Origin of the sequence: Leclercia sp. 29361 (genome assembly GCF_011290365.1) — a bacterium.
Taxonomy (GTDB): Bacteria; Pseudomonadota; Gammaproteobacteria; order Enterobacterales; family Enterobacteriaceae; genus Enterobacter; species Enterobacter tamurae.
The window spans coordinates 4,897,927-4,920,418 of sequence record NZ_CP049786.1; the positions used below are offsets into that span (position 1 = coordinate 4,897,927).

Annotated in this window: 20 protein-coding genes; 16 read left to right on the plus strand and 4 right to left on the minus strand. The window is 54.3% G+C overall.

The window, feature by feature from the left end:
* Nucleotides 1–4 precede the first annotated feature (4 nt).
* Nucleotides 5–424 carry a D-ribose pyranase gene (rbsD, locus tag G7090_RS23425; RefSeq protein ID WP_106995527.1) on the minus strand — a complete coding sequence of 140 codons (420 nt, stop codon included), beginning with the start codon at nucleotides 422–424 and terminating at the stop codon, nucleotides 5–7.
* A 215-nt stretch (nucleotides 425–639) separates the two neighbouring features.
* Complete coding sequence (kup, locus tag G7090_RS23430) at nucleotides 640–2,508, minus strand: low affinity potassium transporter Kup (protein WP_106995528.1); 1,869 nt, start codon at nucleotides 2,506–2,508, stop codon at nucleotides 640–642.
* Nucleotides 2,509–2,730: 222 nt separating this feature from the next.
* Between kup and ravA the strand changes: the two genes are divergently transcribed.
* Both ravA and viaA read left to right on the plus strand, forming a co-directional pair.
* Nucleotides 2,731–4,227, plus strand: a complete 1,497-nt coding sequence (gene ravA / locus G7090_RS23435; protein ID WP_166185000.1) for an ATPase RavA — start codon at nucleotides 2,731–2,733, stop codon at nucleotides 4,225–4,227.
* Nucleotides 4,221–5,672: an ATPase RavA stimulator ViaA gene (gene viaA, locus G7090_RS23440; RefSeq protein ID WP_166185002.1), complete on the plus strand. Its 1,452-nt coding sequence runs from the start codon at nucleotides 4,221–4,223 to the stop codon at nucleotides 5,670–5,672. Before ravA ends, viaA begins: the two co-directional genes overlap by 7 nt.
* On the opposite strand, the gene asnA is transcribed toward viaA, so the two are convergent.
* Nucleotides 5,673–6,665 (minus strand): aspartate--ammonia ligase, encoded by a 993-nt coding sequence (gene asnA / locus G7090_RS23445; protein WP_106995531.1) that lies wholly within the window; start codon nucleotides 6,663–6,665, stop codon nucleotides 5,673–5,675. It lies immediately after the preceding gene.
* A 150-nt stretch (nucleotides 6,666–6,815) separates the two neighbouring features.
* On the opposite strand from asnA, the gene asnC reads away from it, so the two are divergent.
* From asnC to G7090_RS23510, 13 genes are all read left to right on the plus strand, one after another.
* Nucleotides 6,816–7,274: a transcriptional regulator AsnC gene (gene asnC, locus G7090_RS23450; protein WP_014172275.1), complete on the plus strand. Its 459-nt coding sequence runs from the start codon at nucleotides 6,816–6,818 to the stop codon at nucleotides 7,272–7,274.
* Between the two features lie 89 nt (nucleotides 7,275–7,363).
* Complete coding sequence (gene mioC, locus G7090_RS23455; RefSeq protein ID WP_106995532.1) at nucleotides 7,364–7,813, plus strand: FMN-binding protein MioC; 450 nt, start codon at nucleotides 7,364–7,366, stop codon at nucleotides 7,811–7,813.
* 373 nt (nucleotides 7,814–8,186) lie between these two features.
* The gene (gene mnmG / locus G7090_RS23460; RefSeq protein ID WP_106995533.1) at nucleotides 8,187–10,076 is read left to right on the plus strand and encodes a tRNA uridine-5-carboxymethylaminomethyl(34) synthesis enzyme MnmG; all 1,890 of its coding nucleotides are present in this window, start codon (nucleotides 8,187–8,189) and stop codon (nucleotides 10,074–10,076) included.
* Between the two features lie 105 nt (nucleotides 10,077–10,181).
* A complete protein-coding gene (rsmG, locus tag G7090_RS23465; protein WP_106995534.1) occupies nucleotides 10,182–10,805 on the plus strand; it encodes a 16S rRNA (guanine(527)-N(7))-methyltransferase RsmG in 624 nt (207 codons plus the stop codon).
* Between the two features lie 615 nt (nucleotides 10,806–11,420).
* Nucleotides 11,421–11,801 (plus strand): F0F1 ATP synthase subunit I, encoded by a 381-nt coding sequence (gene atpI, locus G7090_RS23470; RefSeq protein WP_166185005.1) that lies wholly within the window; start codon nucleotides 11,421–11,423, stop codon nucleotides 11,799–11,801.
* An 8-nt stretch (nucleotides 11,802–11,809) separates the two neighbouring features.
* Nucleotides 11,810–12,625 (plus strand): F0F1 ATP synthase subunit A, encoded by an 816-nt coding sequence (gene atpB / locus G7090_RS23475; protein ID WP_106995536.1) that lies wholly within the window; start codon nucleotides 11,810–11,812, stop codon nucleotides 12,623–12,625.
* A 49-nt stretch (nucleotides 12,626–12,674) separates the two neighbouring features.
* Nucleotides 12,675–12,914, plus strand: coding sequence for a F0F1 ATP synthase subunit C (atpE, locus tag G7090_RS23480; RefSeq protein WP_000429386.1), 240 nt, complete (start codon nucleotides 12,675–12,677; stop codon nucleotides 12,912–12,914).
* 53 nt (nucleotides 12,915–12,967) lie between these two features.
* Entirely contained in the window at nucleotides 12,968–13,438 is a 471-nt protein-coding gene (gene atpF, locus G7090_RS23485; RefSeq protein ID WP_032615498.1) for a F0F1 ATP synthase subunit B, read from the plus strand.
* Between the two features lie 14 nt (nucleotides 13,439–13,452).
* Entirely contained in the window at nucleotides 13,453–13,986 is a 534-nt protein-coding gene (gene atpH, locus G7090_RS23490) for a F0F1 ATP synthase subunit delta (protein ID WP_106995537.1), read from the plus strand.
* A 12-nt stretch (nucleotides 13,987–13,998) separates the two neighbouring features.
* Entirely contained in the window at nucleotides 13,999–15,540 is a 1,542-nt protein-coding gene (atpA, locus tag G7090_RS23495) for a F0F1 ATP synthase subunit alpha (RefSeq protein ID WP_106995538.1), read from the plus strand.
* A gap of 50 nt (nucleotides 15,541–15,590) precedes the next feature.
* A complete protein-coding gene (gene atpG, locus G7090_RS23500) occupies nucleotides 15,591–16,454 on the plus strand; it encodes a F0F1 ATP synthase subunit gamma (protein WP_106995539.1) in 864 nt (287 codons plus the stop codon).
* Between the two features lie 26 nt (nucleotides 16,455–16,480).
* A complete protein-coding gene (gene atpD / locus G7090_RS23505; protein ID WP_106995540.1) occupies nucleotides 16,481–17,863 on the plus strand; it encodes a F0F1 ATP synthase subunit beta in 1,383 nt (460 codons plus the stop codon).
* 20 nt (nucleotides 17,864–17,883) lie between these two features.
* On the plus strand, nucleotides 17,884–18,303 hold the full coding sequence (locus G7090_RS23510; RefSeq protein WP_106995541.1) for a F0F1 ATP synthase subunit epsilon: 420 nt from the start codon (nucleotides 17,884–17,886) through the stop codon (nucleotides 18,301–18,303).
* 339 nt (nucleotides 18,304–18,642) lie between these two features.
* On the opposite strand, the gene G7090_RS23515 is transcribed toward G7090_RS23510, so the two are convergent.
* Nucleotides 18,643–20,736, minus strand: coding sequence for a right-handed parallel beta-helix repeat-containing protein (locus G7090_RS23515; RefSeq protein ID WP_166185008.1), 2,094 nt, complete (start codon nucleotides 20,734–20,736; stop codon nucleotides 18,643–18,645).
* A 343-nt stretch (nucleotides 20,737–21,079) separates the two neighbouring features.
* Here G7090_RS23515 and glmU point away from each other — a divergent pair, with 343 nt between their 5' ends.
* On the plus strand, nucleotides 21,080–22,450 hold the full coding sequence (gene glmU / locus G7090_RS23520) for a bifunctional UDP-N-acetylglucosamine diphosphorylase/glucosamine-1-phosphate N-acetyltransferase GlmU (protein WP_166185011.1): 1,371 nt from the start codon (nucleotides 21,080–21,082) through the stop codon (nucleotides 22,448–22,450).
* Nucleotides 22,451–22,492 lie beyond the last annotated feature (42 nt).

Here is a 22,492-nt window from a genome sequence, read left to right on the forward strand (position 1 = left end):
GGCCTCAGAAGGTGACGCCAGCACAGAGAATGATATTCGCATACGGGGAACACTCCCCGCTGCGAATAACCGCCTGGCTGTCAGCGGTATTTTTCTTGAACTGCTCGTGCGTTATGTAACTTATTTTTATGGTGTTTCCCTGGTGTTGTTGCAGCTGCTTGATATGGCCAAGCAACGTTTCGTGGAGCTGCGGATTATGTTGTTTGATTTCCGTTGCGAGAATAGCTTCCTCAACCTGCATCTCGGTTGTCACCACATCCAGTACCTGCATAAACGAGGGCACGCCCTGGGTTAATGCCAGATCAATACGCGTTGTACTGTGGGGAATGGGTAAACCGGCATCACAGACCACCAGCGTATCGGTATGCCCAAGACGGGAGATGACCGATGAGACTTCAGAGTTGAGTACAGTGCCTTTCTTCATTTTCTTGCTCCACTAGCGAAACGTTTCGCTGGCGTCAGTTTAATCTTACCGATGCGCAGAAAACCACCATGGCGTTGCAGATTTGTGATCGTTGTCGAAACGTTTCGCTAAGTGAAATGCGGGAGAGAAAAAGGGGGGATTTGCCGGGTGGCGCTGCGCTTGCGCGGGCCTACAAAACCGTAGGCCCGCGCAAGCGAAGCGCCGCCGGGCATATCTTAAATCTCGACCTGTGTCCCTAACTCAATTACGCGGTTAGGCGGGATCTCGAACTGGTCGGGCGCACGCAGGGCGTTACGCTGGAGAATAAGGTAGAGCTTGCCGCGCAGGCGCAGATACCACGGGCGTTTGCCGATGATCAGCGACTCGTGCGACATAAAGAACGAGGTCTCCATCATCCGGCAGCTTAAGCCTTCCAGACCGCAGCGGTGGAACACCTCTTCCACGTTCGGGGTTTCGCGCCAGCCATAGCTGGCCACTACGCGCCAGAAGGTGGGCGAAAGCTGCTCTATCTGCACGCGGCGAACATTATGCACATACGGCGCATCTTCGGTACGCAGCGTCAGGAGGATCACCCGCTCATGCAGGACCTTGTTGTGCTTGAGGTTGTGCATCAGGGCAAACGGAATCACGTTCAGCGCACGCGACATATAGACTGCCGTACCCGGCACACGCACCGGCGGGGATTTCTCCAGCGAGACGATCATCGCATCCAGAGAATTACCGTGCTCATGCATCCGACGCAGCAGGCGGAAACGCTCGCTCTTCCAGGTGGTCATCACAATGAACATCACCATACCCAGCGTCAGTGGCAGCCAGCCGCCGGAGACAATCTTGTCGAGGTTGGCCGAAAACAGCGGAATATCAATACAGAGGAAGCCGACCAGAATCATTCCCACGAGGAATTTATTCCAGTGCCAGTTGCGGTACGCCACCGTGGTGGAGAGGATGGAGGTCAGCACCATCGTCCCGGTGACGGCGATACCGTAGGCTGCCGCCAGGTTACTGGAGTGCTCGAAGCTGACGATCACAATCACTACCGCGAAATAGAGCAGCCAGTTAATGAACGGGATGTAGATCTGGCCCGACTCCATCTCAGAGGTATGAATGATGCGCATCGGGGAGAGATAACCCAGACGTACGGCCTGACGGGTCAGGGAGAAGACGCCAGAGATCACCGCCTGAGAGGCAATCACCGTCGCCAGCGTGGCGAGGATCAGCATCGGCACCAGCGCCCAGTCCGGGGCCAGCAGGAAGAACGGGTTTTTAATCGCTTCCGGATGTTTAAGCAGCAGCGCGCCCTGGCCAAAGTAGTTCAACACCAGCGACGGCAGCACCACCATAAACCAGGCCACACGAATAGGCAGTTTGCCGAAGTGCCCCATATCGGCATACAGCGCCTCAACCCCGGTGATGGAGAGCACCACGGCGCCCAAGGCGATAAACGACACGGTTTTGTATTCGAGGAAGAAGTGCACCGCCCACATCGGGTTCAGCGCATGCAGCACGTCCGGATTCGCAATAATGCTGCGTAACCCCAGCACCGCGAGGATCAGGAACCAGGCCAGCATAATCGGCGCGAAGAGTTTTCCCACCAGCCCGGTGCCGTGCTTCTGAATCACAAACAGCAGGGTCAGCACAAGAATGGCCAGCGGAACGACCCATTCCTCAAGCTGCGGCGCGACAATCTCAAGCCCTTCGATTGCCGACAGCACGGAGATAGCTGGTGTGATCACCACTTCGCCATAGAAGAAGCTGCCGCCAATCAGCCCGATAATCACCAGGAAGGAGGTCATTTTGGGTGAGGTGTAGCGCCCGGCCAGCGACATTAAGGTCAGGATCCCACCTTCACCGGCATTATCTGCGCGCATGACAAAGGAGAGATATTTAACGGAGACCACTAAGATCAGGAGCCAAAAGATAAGAGACAAAAAACCAAAAACAGCGTCGCGTTCCACGCCGAAACCAAACTGACCGGACAAACATTCACGAAGCGTATAAAGCGGGCTGGTGCCGATATCACCGTACACAACCCCGATCGCCGCGAGCGTTATTGCGGGTAATGATTGCTTATTATCAGTGCTCATAGACTAGTCTTTTCGTTTATATAACAAATGTGTGCTTAGTCCCTTGGCCCACAAAAAGCGCACAGTATGCACGATTAATCGTAGAATCGTACCCCTAAATGCGCCCGCATTAACATAGCGCAAAGAAAATAGCACCGTAGTTCAGTCTATTACCAGCCCAGAACGAAACGTCTATACTCGCTTCAATTAGCCGGGTGTACGGCGAAAGGATGCAAAACAATTATGGCTCACACTCATTTATTAGCAGAAAGAATTTCCCGTCTCAGCGGCGCGCTGGAAAAAGGGCTATTTGAACGTAGCCATGCCATCCGCCTCTGTTTACTGGCGGCACTGAGCGGTGAAAGCGTCTTTCTGCTGGGGCCGCCCGGCATCGCAAAAAGCCTGATTGCCCGCCGGCTGAAATTCGCCTTTCAACATGCCAGAGCCTTTGAGTATTTGATGACCCGCTTTTCCACACCGGAAGAGGTATTTGGCCCCCTCTCCATTCAGGCGTTAAAAGATGAAGGGCGCTATGAGCGTTTGACGGCGGGCTACCTGCCGGAAGCGGAGATCGTTTTTCTCGATGAAATCTGGAAAGCTGGCCCCGCAATCCTGAATACCCTGCTCACCGCCATCAACGAACGTCGGTTCCGCAATGGCGCGTTTGAAGAAAAAATCCCGATGCGCCTGCTGGTGGCGGCCTCCAACGAACTGCCGGAAGCCGACAGCAGCCTCGAAGCCTTATATGACCGCATGCTGATCCGCCTGTGGCTCGACAAAGTGCAGGACAAAGCGAACTTCCGCTCGCTGCTGATTAGCCAGCAGGATGAAAACGATAACCCGGTCCCTGCCGCCCTGCAGGTGACGGATGAAGAGTACCAACAGTGGCAGCAGGATATTGGCACAATCAAACTGCCGGATACGGTATTTGACCTGGTCTTTATGCTGCGCCAGCAGCTGGATGCCCTGCCGGGCGCGCCTTACGTCTCCGATCGTCGCTGGAAGAAAGCCATTCGTCTCCTGCAGGCCAGCGCCCTGTTCAGCGGCCGCGATGCGGTTGCTCCTATCGATCTGATCCTGCTGAAAGATTGCCTGTGGCATGACGCTAACGGTATGAATCTGATGCAGCAGCAGCTGGAAATATTGATGACCGGACACGCGTGGGGGCAGCAGGAGATGCTGAACCAGCTCGGGGCCATCACCCAGCGCCGCCTTCAGCTTCAGCAGCAGCAAAGCGATAAAACCGCCCTGCGCGTCAGCCGTCAGAGCGGCATGTTTGCCCGCCGCCCGCACTACGAATTGCCGACCGAACTGAGCGAATCCACCCTGACATTGCTCCTCCAGCAGCCGCTTAAGCTCCATGATATGCAGGTCATTCACATCACCATTGAGCGTGAAGCCCTGTCGCTGTGGCTGAGCAAAGGCGGCGAGATCCGCGGCAAACTCAACGGCATCGGCTTTGCCCAGCAGCTCAATATGGAAGTGGACGGCAGCCTGCATCTGGTGATCCGCGACGTCAGCCTGCAGGGATCGCGCCTTGCGCTGCCCGGCACCGCCTCTGACAGCGTTCCGGAAGAGATCAAACAGCAGCTGGAAGCGCTGGATAATCAGTGGCACCTGCAGCACACCCGCTTCAGCGAGCAGCAAAAATGTCTGTTTATCCACAGCGACTGGCTGGGCCGCATTGAATCCAGCCTGCAGGACGTGAGCGCGCAGATCAAACAGGCGCGTCAATGCTGACGCTGGACACGCTCAACGTTATGCTTGCCGTCGGCGAGGAGGGCATGATCGAAGAGATCATCCTGACCCTGCTGGCCTCGCCACAGCTGGCTCTCTTTTTCGAAAAATTCCCCCGACTTAAAACCGCCATCACCGACGATCTTCCGCGCTGGCGGGAAAATTTACGTAAAAGGCTGAAAGATACCCGCGTCCCGCCAGAGCTCACCGAAGAGGTGATGTGCTATCAGCAGAGCCAGCTGCTCTCCACGCCCCAGCTGATCGTCCAGCTACCGCAAATTTTAACCCTGCTGGACAAGGTGCACTCCCCTTATGCCAGCCAGGCCCGACAGCTGGTGGTGGATAACGCCACCTTTACGCCCGCTCTGCATACCCTGTTTTTACAGCGCTGGCGATTAAGCCTGGTGGTACAGGCTACCTCCCTCAATCAGCAGTTAATGGAAGAGGAGCGCGAGCAGCTGCTCAGCGAAGTGCAGGAGCGCATGACCTTAGCCGGTGCGCTGGAGCCGGTGCTGGTGGAGAATGAAAACGCCGCCGGTCGCCTGTGGGATATGAGCGCCGGCCAGCTGAAGCGGGGTGATTATCAGCTTATCGTCCGCTACGGTGACTTTCTGGCTCAGCAGCCGGAGCTGATGCAGCTGGCGGAACAGCTGGGCCGCTCCCGGGAGGCGAAGTCGGTGCCAAAAAAGGATGCCCCGCTGGAAACCTTCCGCACCCTGGTGCGCGAACCGGCGACGGTGCCGGAGCAGGTGGACGGGCTGCAGCAGAGCGACGACATTCTGCGCCTGCTACCGCCCGAGCTGGCAACCCTGGGTATTACGGAACTGGAGTATGAATTTTACCGTCGGCTGGTGGAGAAGCAGCTCCTGACCTATCGCCTGCAGGGTGATGCCTGGCGAGAGAAGGTCAGCCAACGCCCGGCCGTGCACCAGGATTTCGATGAGCAGCCCCGCGGGCCGTTTATCGTCTGCGTGGATACCTCGGGTTCAATGGGCGGCTTTAACGAGCAGTGCGCCAAAGCCTTTTGCCTGGCCCTGATGCGGGTGGCGCTCGCCGACAGACGGCGCTGCTTTATCATGCTGTTTTCCAGCGAGGTGGTGGGCTACGAGCTTTCGGGCCAGCACGGCCTCGAGCAGGCGATCCGCTTCTTAAGCCAGCGCTTTCGCGGCGGGACCGATCTCGCCAGCTGTTTTCGCGCCATTATCGAGCGAATGCAGGGCGGAGAGTGGTATGACGCCGACGCGGTGGTGATCTCGGATTTTATTGCCCAGCGCTTGCCGGATGAGGTGGTGAGTAAAGTGAAGGTGTTGCAGCGGGAACATCAGCATCGTTTTCACGCGGTGGCGATGTCCACCCATGGAAAACCCGGCATCATGCGCATCTTCGATCATATCTGGCGCTTTGATACCGGGTTGCGTAGCCGCCTGCTGCGGCGCTGGAAACGCTAATTACAGCAGCGCATCCACGCTGTCACGAACCTGCTGCGGCCATACACCACACTGAACCTGGCCGATATGGGACAGCTGCAGCAGTAACATAGTCAGACGAGACTGGCCAATGCCGCCACCGATGGTCTGCGGCATCTCACCGCGCAGCAGAGCCTGGTGCCACTCCAGCTTGAGACGATCTTCATCCCCGGTGATGGCCAGCTGACGCTGCAGCGCGTCGGCATCAACGCGGATCCCCATGGAGGAGAGCTCAAACGCATCTTCCAGAATCGGGTTCCACACCAGGATATCGCCGTTCAGACCGGCGAGGCCGCTTTCACCTTCGCTGCTCCAGTCATCATAATCCGGCGCACGGACATCGTGACGCTGACCATGAGACAGCTTGCCGCCGATGCCAATCAGGAATACCGCACCCAGCTCTTTAGCGATCGCACGCTCACGGCCTTTGGCATCCAGATCCGGGAAGCGGGTCAACAGCTCCTGGCTATGAACAAACTGGATCGTCTCCGGCAGGAACGGGGTCAGACCAAACTCTTTGCTGACTGCCGCTTCGGTCTCTTTGATCCCGGCATAAATGGCTTCTACCGTCGCTTTCAGCGTGCGGGTATGACGCTCGCCATCACCCATGACACGTTCCCAGTCCCACTGGTCAACGTACACAGAGTGAATAGCGGTAAGACGGTCTTCATCAGGGCGAAGGGCTTTCATGTGCGTGTAAAGCCCTTCGCCCGCGCTGAAGTCGTGTTGTCCCAGAGTTTGACGCTTCCACTTCGCAAGGGAATGAACCACTTCGAACTGGGCGTCTGGCAGTGTTTTCACTTTTACCTGTACCGCTTTTTCGCAACCAGACAGGTTGTCCTGCGTCCCGTCCCCCACGCGGCTTAAGATCGGTGCCTGGACTTCAATAAGACCAAGCTTCTCTTCCAGCTGGCGGGAAAAATGGGATTTAACGAAACTGATCTGGCGTTGTTGTGCGATGTAAGCGGTTTTCATTATTTATACTCCTGCGTCCTGTTGGCATTGATTAAGCAACAAAAAAGGACGTCTTTCAATAATCCAACAATAAAACTCCGTCATGACTTTTGATTCGTTAAAATTAAACGCTACAATAGAGTTATTCATTAATCTTCATAAGAAAAAGCTATGGAAAATTATCAGATCGACAATCTGGACCGCGGCATCCTTGAGGCGCTGATGGCCAATGCCCGCACGGCCTATGCCGAACTGGCCAAACAGTTTGGCGTCAGCCCGGGCACTATTCATGTGCGCGTAGAGAAGATGAAGCAGGCGGGGATCATTACCGGGGCGCGTATTGACGTTAGCCCCAAACAGCTGGGGTACGACGTCTGCTGCTTTATCGGCATCATTCTGAAGAGCGCCAAAGACTACCCCTCGGCGCTGGCAAAGCTCAACGCGCTGGAGGAGGTGACCGAGGCTTACTACACCACCGGGCACTACAGCATCTTTATTAAGGTGATGTGCCGATCGATCGACGCCCTGCAGCAGGTACTTATCAACAAGATCCAAACAATTGATGAAATTCAGTCCACCGAGACGCTGATCTCCCTGCAGAACCCGATCATGCGTACCATCCGCCCCTGATCGGGCAAATTCATTCCCACATTTTCCACAGGTAGATCCCAGCTCGCTCACAGCGTACAATGATCCCTCTTTATATGAGCGAGCGATCCATGGCAGATATTACTCTTATTAGCGGTAGCACCCTCGGCGGGGCTGAATATGTAGCGGAACACCTGGCTGAAAAGCTGGAAGATGCGGGTTTTTCCACCGAAACGCTGCACGGACCGTTATTAGAAGATCTGCCGATCGACGGGATCTGGCTGTTGATCACCTCTACCCACGGTGCCGGCGATCTTCCGGATAACCTTCTTCCTTTATATGAAGAGCTGAAAGAGCATCAGCCTGACCTAGCGAACGTCCGGTTTGGGGCGATCGGCATCGGCAGCCGGGAATATGACACTTTCTGCGGTGCCGTTGAGAAAGTGGAGACCGAACTGAAGTCCTGCGGGGCACAACAGATCGGTGAAACGCTGAAGATCAACATCCTCGATCACGATATTCCGGAAGATCCAGCGGAACTTTGGCTGGCTGAATGGAAAAATTTACTCAAAAACGATTAAAGATCGTGCGATCAGATGTGGATAACTCTGGTTAAAAGCTTGGATCAACCGGTAGTTATCCCAAGAATAACCGTTGATGACTTTTTGTGCTGTGCATAAGTCGCCGATCTGATCCCAGCTTATACGTCGCAGGATCACCGATCATTCACAGCAAACGATCCTCTCTAAACGCATGATCTTCTTCGGGAGATCCGGCTTATCCACAGAAATCCGCGATCCTAATAAGAGATCACAATAAAACAGATCTCTAAATAAGAAGATCTTCTTTTTAATAGTCAGGATCCCAGTGCTTTCTCGATCGACTAAAGTTGAGTAGAATCCACGGCCCGGGCTTCAATCCATTTTCTTACCGCTTTACGCGAGGCAGACCACCATGTTTTATCAGGATCCTTTTGACGTCATCATCATTGGCGGGGGTCATGCAGGCACCGAGGCCGCAATGGCCGCGGCGCGAATGGGTCAGCAGACCCTGCTTTTGACACACAATATCGACACGCTAGGACAGATGTCCTGTAATCCGGCGATTGGCGGCATTGGGAAAGGACACCTGGTAAAAGAAGTGGATGCCCTTGGCGGCCTGATGGCCACCGCGATCGATCATGCCGGCATTCAGTTTAGGATACTAAACGCGAGCAAAGGCCCTGCCGTTCGTGCCACCCGTGCACAGGCAGACCGCGTGCTCTATCGCCAGGCGGTACGCACCGCGCTGGAGAATCAGCCGAACCTGATGATCTTCCAGCAGGCGGTTGAGGATCTGATCGTCGAAAACGATCGTGTTGTTGGCGCCGTGACCCAGATGGGTCTGAAGTTCCGTGCCAAAGCCGTCGTACTGACCGTCGGGACTTTTCTCGATGGTAAAATTCATATCGGACTGGATAACTACAGCGGTGGCCGTGCTGGCGATCCGCCGTCCATTCCGCTGTCGCGTCGTCTGCGCGAGCTGCCGCTGCGCGTCAGCCGCCTGAAAACCGGCACGCCGCCGCGTATTGACGCCCGCACTATCGATTTCAGCGTGCTGGCACAACAGCACGGCGACAATCCAATGCCGGTCTTCTCGTTCATGGGCAACGTGGATCAGCATCCGCGCCAGGTGCCGTGCTATGTCACGCACACCAACGAGAAAACTCATGACGTGATCCGCAGCAACCTCGATCGCAGCCCGATGTATGCCGGCGTGATCGAAGGGATCGGCCCACGTTACTGCCCGTCGATCGAAGACAAGGTGATGCGCTTTGCCGATCGTAACCAGCACCAGATCTTCCTCGAGCCGGAAGGGTTGACCTCCAACGAGATCTACCCGAACGGTATCTCCACCAGCCTGCCGTTCGATGTACAGATGCAGATCGTCCGTTCGATGCAGGGGATGGAGAATGCGAAGATTGTCCGTCCGGGCTATGCCATTGAATATGACTTCTTCGATCCGCGTGACCTGAAGCCGACCCTGGAAAGCAAATTTATTCAGGGGCTGTTCTTCGCGGGCCAGATCAACGGCACGACCGGTTACGAAGAAGCCGCCGCGCAGGGTCTGCTGGCCGGTCTCAACGCCGCGCGTTTCTCTGCCGAGAAAGAGGGCTGGGCGCCGGGTCGTTCTCAGGCTTACCTTGGCGTGCTGGTGGACGACCTTTGCACCCTCGGGACCAAAGAGCCGTACCGCATGTTTACCTCTCGGGCGGAATATCGTCTGATGCTGCGTGAAGACAACGCCGACCTGCGTCTGACCGAAAAAGGGCGTGAGCTGGGTCTGGTGGATGATGCGCGCTGGGCGCGTTTCAACGAGAAGCTGGAGACCATCGAGCGCGAACGTCAGCGCCTGAAGTCCACCTGGGTCAACCCAACCACCGAATCTGTAGACGAAGTGAATGCTCACCTGTCTGCGCCGCTTTCCCGTGAAGCGAGCGGGGAAGATCTGCTCCGTCGTCCGGAGATGACCTACGACCAGCTGATCCAGATGACGCCGTTCGCGCCGGGTCTGGATGACGTGCAGGCCGCCGAGCAGGTCGAAATCCAGGTGAAATACGAAGGCTATATCGCCCGTCAGCAGGATGAGATCGAGAAACAGCAGCGTAACGAGAGCACGATCCTCCCGGCCACGCTGGATTACCGTCAGGTTAACGGCCTCTCCAACGAGGTGATCGCCAAGCTGAACGACCATAAACCGTCGTCCATCGGCCAGGCATCGCGCATTTCCGGCGTCACGCCTGCGGCCATCTCCATTCTGCTGGTGTGGCTGAAAAAACAGGGTATGCTGCGTCGCAGCGCATAATCGTAAGAACTGCCCGGTGATGCGTAGCGATCCGGGCCTACAGAACTCCGTAGGGCGGGTAAGCGTAGCGCTACCCGCCAAAACGCATCTCAACAGGTATTCTCCGTGCTTAACAAACTCACTCGTCTGCTGGATCAAGCCGGTATTTCGCTCACCGATCACCAGAAAAATCAGCTGGTGGGGTATGTCGATATGCTGCACAAATGGAACAAGGCCTATAACCTCACCTCGGTACGCGACCCGAACGAGATGCTGGTGCGTCACATCCTCGACAGCATCGTCGTGGCGCCTCACCTCCAGGGTGAGCGTTTTATCGATGTCGGCACCGGTCCAGGCCTGCCGGGTATCCCACTCTCTATCGTGCGTCCTGAGTGCCAGTTCACGCTGCTGGACAGTCTGGGCAAGCGCGTGCGCTTCCTGCGCCAGGTTCAACATGAACTGAAGCTGGAAAATATTTACCCGGTACAGAGTAGGGTAGAGGAGTTTCCCGCCGAGCCGCCGTTTGATGGCGTGATCAGCCGGGCCTTTGCCTCGCTCAACGACATGATCGGCTGGTGTAAGCATCTGCCTGCACAGAACGGACGGTTTTATGCCCTGAAAGGCATCCTGCCGGAAGATGAAATCGCACAACTGCCGGACGGGTTTGAGGTGGAGTCCGCCATCAAATTACGCGTTCCACAGCTGGAAGGTGAGCGCCATCTGGTGATCGTTAAGCCAAACAGTTTTTAAAAAAATAATAAAAAATGTGGAAATTGTGCTGTTCTAAGTATGTTAAAAAACAGTCTGAAGGTTAAGAAATAGCCAGCGTTAATTTAACCGCTTTTTTACTGTGGATTTTCTTTGGGTTAACCTTAATGTGTAGTTAACCCAAAATATAATAAACCCTGAAAATATCAGCTTGCTAAAAGTAGGGGTTAGTAACCAGATCGTAATGTTAAATATTTATTATAAATGTCAATAAAAGGTTTTTGTTGTATACAGGGCTGTTTTGTAAATAGTTACTTAAATTACTCTTTAATATCATAAAGATGAAATATAGCGATTTACTGATTTCAATTATTCGACCTTATCGTAAATGTGTATTTTGTGATCCTGTGCACGCTTTATCGCCAATGTTTCCGCGTAGTTTGCAGTTTTGATGAGTCATTCACAGTTTGACGAAAAGTTAAGAAATAGCGCCGGGGAAAAATATTTAAACATTTATTCACCTTTTCGCTACTTATTGTTTGAAATCACGGGGACGCACCGTATAATTTGACCGCTTTTTGCTGCTTGACTCTGAGCCCTAAAGGACGTTTTATACGACACGCGACATACCTCGAAGTGAGCAGGAGTAAAAACGTGATGTCTGTGTCGCTCTTGAGTCGAAACGTTGCTCGTAAGCTTCTGTTCATTCAGTTTCTGGCGGTGATAGCAAGTGGATTGCTGTTCTGCCTCAAAGACCCCTTCTGGGGCATCTCTGCGGTAAGCGGAGGTTTGGCAGTCGTTTTGCCGAATATGTTGTTTATGATTTTTGCCTGGCGTCATCAGGCGCATACACCTGCCAAAGGCCGCATGGCCTGGTCCTTCGCTCTGGGCGAAGTGTGTAAGGTGTTGCTGACCTTTGCTCTACTGGTGATGGCGCTGGCGGTTTTTAAAGTGGTATTTCTGCCGCTGATAGTGACGTGGGTTTTGGTGCTGGTGGTACAAGTTCTGGCGCCAGCTGTAATCAATAACAAAGGGTAAAAGGCATCATGGCTTCAGAAAATATGACGCCGCAGGATTACATAGGACACCATCTGAATAACCTTCAGCTGGACCTGCGTACATTCTCGCTGGTGGATCCGCATAACCCCCCAGCCACCTTCTGGACGATCAATATCGACTCCATGTTCTTCTCGGTGGCACTGGGTCTGTTGTTCCTGGCCATTTTCCGCGGCGTTGCGAAACGTGCAACCAGCGGCGTTCCAGGGAAATTCCAGACCTTCATCGAAATGATCATTGGCTTCGTCCATGGCAGCGTCAAAGACATGTACCACGGCAAGAGCAAGGTGATTGCACCGCTGGCGCTGACCGTCTTTGTGTGGGTCTTCCTGATGAACCTGATGGACCTGCTGCCGATCGACCTGCTGCCGTTTATCGGCGAGCATATCTTCGGTCTGCCTGCCCTGCGTGTGGTGCCGTCTGCTGACGTGAACATCACCCTGTCCATGGCACTGGGCGTATTCATCCTGATTCTTTTCTACAGCATCAAAATGAAAGGTGTAGGCGGCTTCGTGAAAGAGCTTACCTTGCAGCCGTTCAACCACTGGGCGTTTATTCCGATCAACCTGATCCTGGAAGGCGTTAGCCTGCTGTCCAAACCGATTTCTCTCGGTCTGCGACTGTTCGGCAACATGTATGCGGGTGAGCTGATTTTCATTCTGATCGCGGGTCTTCTGCCGTGGTGGTCACAGTGGATTCTGAATGTGCCTTGGGCCATTTTCCACATCCTGATCATTACGCTGCAAGCCTTTATCTTCATGGTTCTGACGATCGTCTATCTGTCGATGGCATCTGAAGAGCACTGATTCTTTACCAACACTACTACGTTTTAACTGAAACAAACTGGAGACTGTCATGGAAAACCTGAATATGGATCTGCTGTACATGGCTGCCGCTGTGATGATGGGTCTGGCGGCTATCGGTGCTGCGATCGGTATCGGCATCCTCGGGGGCAAATTCCTGGAAGGCGCAGCGCGTCAACCGGATCTGATTCCTCTGCTGCGTACTCAGTTCTTTATCGTTATGGGTCTGGTGGATGCTATCCCGATGATCGCTGTAGGTCTGGGTCTGTACGTGATGTTTGCTGTCGCGTAGTAAGTAGATTTAAACCCTAAGCCACAGTTGTAAATTTAAAGAGGTATTGTGCTGTGAACATGAACGCAACAATCCTCGGCCAGGCCATCGCGTTTGTTATCTTTGTCTGGTTCTGCATGAAGTACGTATGGCCGCCTTTAATGGCAGCCATCGAAAAACGTCAGAAAGAAATTTCTGACGGACTGGCTTCTGCAGAACGCGCTAAGAAAGATTTGGACCTTGCACAGGCCAACGCGACCGACCAGCTGAAAAAAGCGAAAGCGGAAGCCCAGGTAATCATCGAGCAGGCGAACAAACGTCGTTCTCAGATCCTGGACGAAGCGAAAGCTGAAGCAGAACAGGAACGTACTAAAATCGTGACGCAAGCGCAGGCAGAAATTGATGCCGAGCGTAAACGTGCTCGCGAAGAGCTGCGTAAGCAGGTCGCGATTCTGGCTGTTGCTGGCGCCGAGAAGATCATCGAACGTTCCGTGGATGAAGCTGCTAACAGCGACATCGTGGACAAACTTGTCGCTGAACTGTAAGGAGGGAGGGGCTGATGTCTGAATTTGTTACGGTAGCTCGCCCCTACGCCAAAGCAGCTTTTGACTTTGCTATCGAACACCAAAATGTCGATCGCTGGCAGAACATGCTGGCGTTTGCCGCTGAGGTAACGAAAAACGAACACATGGCCGAGATGCTTTCAGGTGCACTGGCACCAGAAACCCTCGCCAGTTCGTTCATCGCCATTTGCGGTGAGCAGTTAGACACTAACGGTCAGAACCTGATTCGGGTAATGGCAGAAAATGGTCGTCTGAAAGCGCTCCCGGATGTTCTTGAGCAGTTCGAGCACTTACGTGCCCTCAGTGAAGCCACCGTTGAAGTTCAGGTAACTTCTGCGTCTGAGCTGAGTAACGAACAGCTTGCGAAAATCACCGCCGCGATGGAAAAACGTCTGTCACGCAAAGTGAAGCTGAATTGCAATATCGATAAGTCTGTAATGGCGGGCGTAATCATCCGAGCGGGTGATATGGTCATTGATGGCAGCGTACGCGGCCGTCTTGAGCGCCTTGCAGACGTCTTGCAGTCTTAAGGGGACTGGAGCATGCAACTGAATTCCACCGAAATCAGCGAACTGATCAAGCAGCGCATTGCTCAGTTCAGTGTTGTGAGTGAAGCTCACAACGAAGGTACTATTGTTTCTGTAAGCGACGGTGTTATCCGCATCCACGGCCTGGCCGATTGTATGCAGGGTGAAATGATCTCCCTGCCGGGTAACCGTTACGCTATCGCACTGAACCTGGAGCGCGACTCCGTAGGTGCAGTTGTGATGGGTCCTTACGCTGACCTCGCCGAAGGCATGAAGGTTAAGTGTACTGGCCGTATTCTTGAAGTTCCAGTTGGCCGTGGCCTGCTGGGTCGCGTGGTGAACACCCTGGGTGCGCCAATCGACGGTAAAGGTCCAGTTGATAACGATGGCTTCTCGCCAATCGAAGTTATCGCTCCGGGCGTAATCGACCGTCAGTCCGTCGACCAGCCGGTGCAGACCGGTTATAAATCCGTTGATGCGATGATCCCAATCGGCCGTGGCCAGCGTGAGCTGATCATCGGTGACCGTCAGACCGGTAAAACCGCGATGGCAATCGATGCGATCATCAACCAGCGCGATTCCGGCATCAAATGTGTGTACGTGGCTATCGGCCAGAAAGCGTCCACCATTTCCAACGTGGTTCGTAAACTGGAAGAGCACGGCGCGCTGGCTAACACCATCGTTGTTGTGGCTACCGCTTCTGAATCTGCTGCACTGCAATACCTGGCACCGTATGCCGGTTGCGCAATGGGCGAATACTTCCGTGACCGCGGTGAAGATGCTCTGATCGTTTATGATGACCTGTCCAAACAGGCCGTTGCATACCGTCAGGTTTCCCTGCTGCTCCGTCGTCCACCAGGACGTGAAGCATTCCCGGGCGACGTATTCTATCTGCACTCCCGTCTGCTGGAGCGTGCATCCCGCGTTAACGCGGAATACGTTGAGAATTTCACTAAAGGTGAAGTGAAAGGCCAGACCGGTTCTCTGACCGCACTGCCAATCATCGAAACCCAGGCGGGTGACGTTTCTGCGTTCGTTCCGACCAACGTAATCTCCATTACCGATGGTCAGATCTTCCTGGAAACCAACCTGTTTAACTCCGGTATTCGTCCGGCAGTTAACCCGGGTATCTCCGTATCCCGTGTGGGTGGTGCAGCGCAGACCAAGATCATCAAGAAACTGTCCGGTGGTATCCGTACCGCGCTGGCACAGTATCGTGAACTGGCAGCGTTCTCCCAGTTTGCATCCGATCTTGACGATGCAACCCGTAAACAGCTTGACCACGGTCAGAAAGTGACCGAACTGCTGAAACAGAAACAGTATGCCCCTATGTCAGTCGCACAGCAGGGCCTGGTACTGTTCGCAGCAGAACGTGGTTATCTGGGGGATGTAGAACTGGCGAAAATCGGTAGCTTCGAAGCCGCACTGCTGGCTTTCGCTGACCGTGACCACGCTCCGCTGATGCAAGAGATTAACCAGTCCGGTGGCTATAACGACGAAATCGAAGGCAAGCTGAAGAGCCTGCTCGATTCCTTCAAAGCAACCCAGTCCTGGTAACGTCTGGCGGTCTGTCTTAGGGCAGACCGCAAGGCATTGAGGAGAAGCTCATGGCCGGCGCAAAAGAGATACGTAGTAAGATCGCAAGCGTCCAGAACACGCAAAAGATCACTAAAGCGATGGAAATGGTCGCCGCGTCCAAAATGCGTAAATCGCAGGAACGCATGGCGGCCAGCCGTCCTTATGCAGATACCATGCGCAAAGTGATTGGTCACCTTGCGAGCGGTAATCTGGAATATAAGCATCCTTACCTGGAAGAACGCGACGTTAAGCGCGTGGGCTACCTGGTGGTGTCGACCGACCGTGGTTTGTGCGGTGGCTTGAACATTAACCTGTTCAAAAAGCTGCTGGCGGATATGAAAGTCTGGTCTGATAAAGGCGTTCAGAGCGAAATCGCGATGATCGGCTCTAAAGGCGTCTCTTTCTTTAATTCCGTAGGTGGCAATATTGTCGCCCAGGTGACCGGTATGGGTGATAACCCGTCCCTGTCCGAACTGATCGGCCCGGTAAAAGTGATGTTGCAGGCCTTTGATGAAGGCCGTCTGGACAGGTTGTACGTTGTAAACAACAAATTTATTAACACCATGTCTCAGGTTCCGACCCTCACGCAACTGCTGCCGTTACCGGCATCAGATGATGCTGAGTTGAAGCATAAATCCTGGGATTACCTGTATGAACCCGATCCGAAACCGCTGCTGGATACCCTGCTGCGTCGTTACGTTGAATCCCAGGTTTATCAGGGTGTGGTAGAAAACCTGGCCAGCGAGCAGGCCGCACGTATGGTGGCGATGAAAGCCGCGACCGACAATGGCGGCAGCCTGATTAAAGAGCTGCAGTTGGTATACAACAAAGCTCGTCAGGCCAGCATTACTCAGGAACTCACCGAGATCGTCGGTGGTGCATCCGCGGTATAACCAGGTTAATTCGTAGAGGATTCAAGATGGCTACTGGAAAAATTGTCCAGGTAATCGGCGCCGTGGTTGACGTCGAATTCCCTCAGGATGCCGTACCGCGCGTGTACGATGCTCTTGAGGTTCAGAATGGTAATGAGCAGCTGGTGCTGGAAGTTCAGCAGCAGCTCGGTGGTGGTATCGTGCGTACCATCGCCATGGGTTCTTCCGACGGTCTGCGTCGTGGTCTGGATGTAAAAGATCTCGAGCACCCAATCGAAGTACCAGTAGGTAAAGCAACCCTGGGTCGTATCATGAACGTCCTGGGTCAGCCGATCGACATGAAAGGCGATATCGGCGAAGAAGAGCGTTGGGCTATTCACCGTTCAGCACCTTCCTATGAAGAGCTGTCCAGCTCTCAGGAACTGCTGGAAACCGGCATCAAAGTTATCGACCTGATGTGTCCGTTCGCGAAGGGCGGTAAAGTCGGTCTGTTCGGTGGTGCAGGTGTGGGTAAAACCGTAAACATGATGGAGCTGATCCGTAACATCGCGATCGAGCACTCCGGTTACTCCGTGTTTGCAGGCGTGGGTGAGCGTACTCGTGAGGGTAACGACTTCTACCACGAAATGACCGACTCCAACGTTCTGGACAAAGTATCACTGGTTTACGGCCAGATGAACGAGCCACCAGGAAACCGTCTGCGCGTTGCGCTGACCGGCCTGACCATGGCTGAGAAGTTCCGTGACGAAGGTCGTGACGTACTGCTGTTCGTTGACAACATCTACCGTTACACCCTGGCCGGTACGGAAGTATCCGCACTGCTGGGTCGTATGCCATCAGCGGTAGGCTACCAGCCGACCCTGGCGGAAGAGATGGGTGTTCTGCAGGAACGTATCACCTCTACCAAAACCGGTTCTATCACCTCCGTTCAGGCGGTATACGTACCTGCGGATGACTTGACTGACCCATCACCAGCCACCACCTTTGCTCACTTAGATGCAACCGTGGTACTGAGCCGTCAGATCGCGTCTCTGGGTATCTACCCGGCCGTTGACCCGCTGGACTCCACCAGTCGTCAGCTGGATCCACTGGTTGTTGGTCAGGAACACTACGACACCGCGCGTGGCGTACAGTCCCTGCTGCAGCGTTATCAGGAACTGAAAGACATCATCGCCATCCTGGGTATGGATGAACTGTCTGAAGAAGACAAACTGGTGGTAGCACGCGCACGTAAGATCCAGCGCTTCCTGTCCCAGCCGTTCTTCGTAGCAGAAGTATTTACCGGTTCTCCGGGCAAATACGTTGCGCTGAAAGACACCATCCGTGGCTTTAAAGGCATCATGGAAGGCGAATACGATCACCTGCCGGAGCAGGCGTTCTATATGGTGGGTTCCATCGACGAAGCCGTGGAAAAAGCCAAAAAACTTTAACGCCTTAATCGGAGGGTGATATGGCAATGACTTACCACCTGGACGTCGTCAGCGCAGAGCAACAAATGTTCTCTGGTCTGGTCGAGAAAATCCAGGTAACGGGTAGTGAAGGTGAACTGGGTATCTTCCCGGGTCACGCACCACTGCTCACCGCCATTAAGCCTGGTATGATCCGCATCGTTAAACAGTTCGGTCATGAAGAGTTTATCTATCTGTCCGGGGGCATGATTGAAGTGCAACCTGGCAGCGTGACCGTACTGGCTGATACCGCAATTCGTGGCCAGGATCTCGACGAAGCGCGAGCTCTGGAAGCGAAGCGTAAAGCAGAAGAGCACATCAAGAGCTCTCATGGCGACGTGGATTACGCTCAGGCGTCTGCAGAGCTGGCCAAAGCGATCGCGAAACTGCGCGTTATCGAGTTGACCAAAAAAGCGATGTAACACCGGCTTGAAAGTACGAAAGCCAGTCTGGTCTCCAGACTGGCTTTTTTTTTATGGTTTCGTTTCACAAAATCTGAAATCAAAACGATGTTTTATTATTTTGTGATTTAGCTCACAAAATGATTGATCGGCAAAATGTTGAGGAGTAGACTCCGTTTTGTGATGTATATCACATAACTGAACTTCAAAAACATCAGGATGCCATCATGAAAACCATCAACAAAATCATCGCCCTTTTCAGCAACATGAACGTCTCTTTCGGTACGTTTAATCTGTAATTGCTGACCTGCCGGGCGGCGCCACGCTTACCGTTGTGTGATAAGCGAAGCGCCTCCCTGGTTATTGGGTCTGCACCTGTGTTTTATCTAACTCCTTCCCGTCACTGTTCACGCTTTTACCCTTCACGATAAAGTAGTTCGTGTTATCGATGGTTCCCACGACCGCATCATCATATTCACCGGGCTGATTCCGGATCGACAGGTTGCCGGTAAACGTCCCCTGGGTTGTGACGTCTCCGTACGGACTCGGGCGGAAGATGTAGTTAAATCGCTGGTTATCCACCGCCAGGTTGTTCTCCACTACCAGCTTGCCCGGGTTGAAGTTATCGGTGAACCCATCCAGATGATTGCCGGTGGCTTTACTATTGCGGATCTGATGCGCAACAGGCTGCCCTTCCCCGCCGAGCTTGAAGCCGTTACTGGTATTGTTGCTGGCAACCGAGTTCTCGATCACCACCACACCGTTGGCGCCATCTTCAATCTTGTTGAACAGGTCGAAACCGTCATCGATATTGTCGTGGGCATAGCATTTCTCCAGCCGGTTACCATCGCCTACCCGCATCTTCACTGCGAAGCCATCGGCGTTAATCTTGCCGGGATCTTCGTTGGCCCAGGATTCAGAATCCACCACCCGGTTATAACTTGCCCATAACGGACGACCAATCTTCTCAGGAGAGGAGATCTGGATCCCGGTGTCGTCATTACGGTACGCCCTGACGCGCTCGATCAGGTTATGGCTACCCTGAACGCGCAGGCTTTTCTCCGTCACGTCGATACCCTGGATATGCCAGTAGCTGGCGTCGAGCAGCAGACCGCGGATAACCACTTCACCTTCAGCCTGAAGCGTTTTGAGCTTGTCGCGGCTGCCACTGGCCGAGAGCGGGATCTCGCTTCGCGGATAATCGCCGCTTTTCAGCACCAGCTTACCGCCGGGGGCCAGCAGCGCGATGGCGGTGGCGAAATCCAGCGGCGCATCGGCTGTACCTTTCGCCTCCGCTTTGCCGTCCGGGGCGGCATACAGAAGCGCCGTGTCCCTGTCCGCGACGCGTTCCACGGTGAGCTGCTGGTTCACCGATGTGCCCTGAGACGGGGTAAAGGCCACCGTAAAGGTGCTGGTCTGCTCAAGACGGGCGGGCAGGGTGTACATCTCCCCCGCTTTTACCGTTTTCTCATTACCGATCACCACTTCGTTTTGCCGGACGCTGAATACTCCGTCTTCATTGGCGCGCGCCTGCAGCAGATAATCCCCGGAAGCGCTGACGTTCCCGGAAGCCAGCTGCACCACGGCCGGCAGCGGCTCTGCCTGCCACGGTTGCGAAGATACGGTATGGGCGGGGCTGGTGGTCAGCGAGGCGTTGGTCACCGTGATTTTGGCATTCCGGGAGGCGAAGAAGCCGACGTAGTAGCGATCCGGGTTTTGCACCGAAATCAGATCACCGCGCGGCACGCTCTTGCTCACCCAGCTGTCGCTGTCCAGCGGGGCCCAGGCGGTAATAAAGCCATCGTCCGTGCGCTGAAGTTTGAGGCGAAAGGCCGGGGTCTGGCTCAGGTCCACCTCTTCTTTATAACTCTGTTTTTTAATGGCCGCCCCGGCATCCCCCCACGGATGGCTGATCCCTTCCCGCGTGATGGCCTGCATTTTCACCCGCTGATGATCTTTTTTATCCTGGGTCATGATAGCGTTCATCACCAGGTTCGATGCCGCAGGGAACTCTTCATAACCGGTTTTCAGGGGCTCCTGACGTGGATTACCGAGGACATCGCGCACCAGCAGCCCGGCTCCTTCCTGCGCGGCAGGTTTCGCGCCATTTTCAGGTCCAAACTGATCCACCCGGATGTTGGCCTGCAGGACGAAGTTCTCGCTCGCCGGCAGTTCGGTATAGAAGAAAGTTAGCCCGTCGTGGGAGTTGGCAATTTTGCCGCCACGGCTCTCCACCGTGATCGCTTTTGTCAGATCGGCGCTCTCCTGCGGCGTGAGCTTTTTCCCGTCGATAGTGACATCATTGACGCCAATTTTTTCGGGCAGCACGTTGGATGAAAAATTCACATCCGTGGATTGCCCAAACGCAATGGCTTTCCAGACATGGGGCTGTTCGGCGGCCGTTGCGGAAAAAGCGCTACACATCATCAGGGCCAGAGGTATTTTAGACTTCATCTTATTCTCCTGAATAATAATTGAGCGCCATTATCATCAGAATAAAACGGTGTTTCTTTTTTATGCGTCACATATTTCAATAATTAAAACAGTGTTTTGGTTATTGAGGCCTTTATTCATGAAGCGAAAGAATCGCTAACATGTTGTGCAGACTGGAGACTTCTCTAAAGGGCGCTATATTCCATAGGCAAAGTCCTCTATTCTGCGGTAAAAAGAACCTTTAAACAGCCCGAGACCGGCGAGGTTGTGCGTTTTACCACCTCTCCATTTTATGGCGCAAAATATGTAGAATTTTCAACGCCAAAGGGTTTTACTTTTCACTCAAATTACAGTCAGGACGTGTATGTTGAACAACGCAATGAGCGTGGTCATTCTTGCCGCAGGCAAAGGCACCCGCATGTATTCCGATCTTCCAAAAGTGCTGCATACCCTGGCAGGGAAAGCGATGGTGCAGCATGTCATTGATGCCGCTAGTGAAATGGGCGCGAACCAGGTTCACCTGGTCTACGGCCACGGTGGCGATCTGCTGAAGCAGACGCTTCGTGATGACAAGCTCAACTGGGTACTGCAGGCAGAACAGCTGGGTACCGGGCATGCCATGCAGCAGGCGGCGCCGTTCTTCTCTGATGACGAAGATATTCTGATGCTCTACGGCGACGTACCGCTGATCTCCGTGGAGACGCTGGCTCGCCTGCGTGCTGCGAAGCCGCAGGGCGGGATTGGTCTGCTGACCGTTAAGCTGGACGATCCGTCCGGCTATGGCCGTATCACCCGTGAAAACGGCAAAGTGACGGGCATTGTGGAGCACAAAGACGCCACCGATGCGCAGCGTGAAATCCAGGAAATTAACACCGGGATTCTGATCGCCAATGGCGCAGACATGAAGCGCTGGCTGTCGCAGCTGAACAACAACAATGCGCAGGGCGAATTCTACATCACCGATATCATTGCGATGGCGTATCAGGAAGGGCGTGAGATTGCTGCCGTTCATCCGGCGCGTATCAGCGAAACGGACGGCGTGAATAACCGCCTGCAACTCTCCCGCCTGGAGCGTATTTATCAGTCCGAGCAGGCAGAAAAGCTGCTGCTGGCGGGCGTGATGCTGCGCGATCCGGCACGTTTCGATCTGCGTGGGGTGCTTAAACACGGGCGCGACGTCGAGATCGATACTAACGTTATTCTGGAAGGCAACGTAACGCTGGGTAACCGCGTCAAAATTGGCACCGGTTGTGTGATCAAAAACAGCGTGATTGGCGACGACTGCGAAATCAGCCCTTACAGCGTGGTGGAAGATGCCCACCTGGAAGCCGCCTGCACTATCGGGCCGTTCGCCCGTCTGCGCCCGGGCGCAGAGCTGCTGGAAGGCGCCCATGTCGGCAACTTCGTCGAAATGAAAAAAGCGCGTCTGGGCAAGGGCTCTAAAGCAGGGCATCTGACCTACCTGGGCGATGCAGAGATCGGCGACAACGTGAATATCGGCGCCGGGACCATCACCTGCAACTACGACGGCGCGAACAAGTTTAAAACCATCATTGGCGACGACGTGTTTGTCGGATCTGATTCGCAGCTGGTGGCACCGGTGACCATCGGCAAAGGCGTCACCATTGCCGCAGGCACGACCGTGACACGCGATGTGGCCGAAAACGAGCTGGTGATCAGCCGGGTGCCGCAGGTGCAGAAGCAGGGCTGGAAACGCCCGGTGAAGACGAAGTAACAGATTTATCCCTCGCCCCTTTGGGGAGAGGTCCGGGTTGAG

Excerpts from the sequence above, each read along its gene's own strand:
- mnmG (WP_106995533.1), top strand. The coding sequence starts at position 8,187 with ATGTTTTATCAGGATCCTTTTGACGTCATCATCATTGGCGGGGGTCAT.
- atpA (WP_106995538.1), top strand. The coding sequence starts at position 13,999 with ATGCAACTGAATTCCACCGAAATCAGCGAACTGATCAAGCAGCGCATT.
- atpH (WP_106995537.1), top strand. The coding sequence starts at position 13,453 with ATGTCTGAATTTGTTACGGTAGCTCGCCCCTACGCCAAAGCAGCTTTT.
- G7090_RS23515 (WP_166185008.1), bottom strand. The coding sequence starts at position 20,736 with ATGAAGTCTAAAATACCTCTGGCCCTGATGATGTGTAGCGCTTTTTCC.
- atpB (WP_106995536.1), top strand. The coding sequence starts at position 11,810 with ATGGCTTCAGAAAATATGACGCCGCAGGATTACATAGGACACCATCTG.
- viaA (WP_166185002.1), top strand. The coding sequence starts at position 4,221 with ATGCTGACGCTGGACACGCTCAACGTTATGCTTGCCGTCGGCGAGGAG.
- atpD (WP_106995540.1), top strand. The coding sequence starts at position 16,481 with ATGGCTACTGGAAAAATTGTCCAGGTAATCGGCGCCGTGGTTGACGTC.
- asnC (WP_014172275.1), top strand. The coding sequence starts at position 6,816 with ATGGAAAATTATCAGATCGACAATCTGGACCGCGGCATCCTTGAGGCG.
- atpG (WP_106995539.1), top strand. The coding sequence starts at position 15,591 with ATGGCCGGCGCAAAAGAGATACGTAGTAAGATCGCAAGCGTCCAGAAC.
- kup (WP_106995528.1), bottom strand. The coding sequence starts at position 2,508 with ATGAGCACTGATAATAAGCAATCATTACCCGCAATAACGCTCGCGGCG.
- rbsD (WP_106995527.1), bottom strand. The coding sequence starts at position 424 with ATGAAGAAAGGCACTGTACTCAACTCTGAAGTCTCATCGGTCATCTCC.
- atpE (WP_000429386.1), top strand. The coding sequence starts at position 12,675 with ATGGAAAACCTGAATATGGATCTGCTGTACATGGCTGCCGCTGTGATG.
- glmU (WP_166185011.1), top strand. The coding sequence starts at position 21,080 with ATGTTGAACAACGCAATGAGCGTGGTCATTCTTGCCGCAGGCAAAGGC.
- atpI (WP_166185005.1), top strand. The coding sequence starts at position 11,421 with ATGTCTGTGTCGCTCTTGAGTCGAAACGTTGCTCGTAAGCTTCTGTTC.
- asnA (WP_106995531.1), bottom strand. The coding sequence starts at position 6,665 with ATGAAAACCGCTTACATCGCACAACAACGCCAGATCAGTTTCGTTAAA.
- mioC (WP_106995532.1), top strand. The coding sequence starts at position 7,364 with ATGGCAGATATTACTCTTATTAGCGGTAGCACCCTCGGCGGGGCTGAA.
- ravA (WP_166185000.1), top strand. The coding sequence starts at position 2,731 with ATGGCTCACACTCATTTATTAGCAGAAAGAATTTCCCGTCTCAGCGGC.
- G7090_RS23510 (WP_106995541.1), top strand. The coding sequence starts at position 17,884 with ATGGCAATGACTTACCACCTGGACGTCGTCAGCGCAGAGCAACAAATG.